Origin of the sequence: Tenebrionibacter intestinalis (assembly GCF_016632365.1) — a bacterium.
Classification (GTDB): domain Bacteria; phylum Pseudomonadota; class Gammaproteobacteria; order Enterobacterales; family Enterobacteriaceae; genus Tenebrionibacter; species Tenebrionibacter intestinalis.
In genome coordinates this window covers 1-711 of record NZ_JAEPBH010000158.1, presented here as the reverse complement: position 1 = coordinate 711, position 711 = coordinate 1, and the positions used below count along the sequence as shown (strand labels likewise).

Below are 711 nucleotides of genomic sequence, written 5' to 3'. Positions count from 1 at the left end.
TTTAAACAGGCTGTTATCCGGTAACTGCGTGTTCGGGCCTTTTCTGCTTTCTGTTCCGCCTGGAAGGTTATTATCCACTCAATGATTTAAGCAGGTTTGTAACTATTTCATAAGCATCATGTTTATAGTCTGTTTCCCAGCGAGATTGCCAGTCCGCAGGTCGTCCTTCATTTTCCCATTCAGAAAGCGCAAGTGCGTTCAATATTTCCAACTCAAACCATATTTGTTGGTAATTCTCCCTGCTTTCTTCATTCTCAAACAACTCATTCACCTGAGGCAGGTCTTCCGCATAACTGACGAACTTTGCAAAGCTAACAACGTCATTTAGCGAACTAAGCGCATATTTACAAATAGCATTCTTTTTATTTATCGCCATATTTAACCGTTACCACTCTTCCAGATTCATTTGTTACCACGGATACTTTACTTTCCGGATCAAAATGTACCGTTGTTCCACCTCGGCTAGGTGTCGCTTTCCCATTCTTGATCGTATTTTCAACAACAGAAGGTGTTATTCCTCGATCCTGCATTCTGTCTAAGGCATGTCCTGAGTATTCCCGGTTATAAATTGTACTTAGTTGATTTCTGACAGGTTGATAAGATGGATTACTTGGTTGATTCATTGGATTGCGCTTACTTCCCATAGGGAGAGTTGCTGATACTTCTTCGCTGGCCTTATTAATCAGCCTTGACGCTTCAGCCACATCCCCT

General features: G+C 41.8%; 2 protein-coding genes. Both read right to left on the bottom strand.

The genetic code is table 11. The features are described from left to right. Positions 1-70 precede the first annotated feature (70 nt). A complete protein-coding gene (locus JJB97_RS18285; RefSeq protein WP_238715511.1) occupies positions 71-376 on the bottom strand; it encodes a hypothetical protein in 306 nt (101 codons plus the stop codon). Beyond that, the coding region (locus JJB97_RS18280; RefSeq protein WP_238715510.1) for a DUF4258 domain-containing protein at positions 363-711 on the bottom strand (349 nt) is incomplete at its 5' end. The genes JJB97_RS18285 and JJB97_RS18280, both read right to left, overlap by 14 nt.

What these genes read in the sequence shown, in the direction of transcription:
- JJB97_RS18285 (WP_238715511.1), bottom strand. Translation starts at nt 376, where the DNA reads ATGGCGATAAATAAAAAGAATGCTATTTGTAAATATGCGCTTAGTTCG.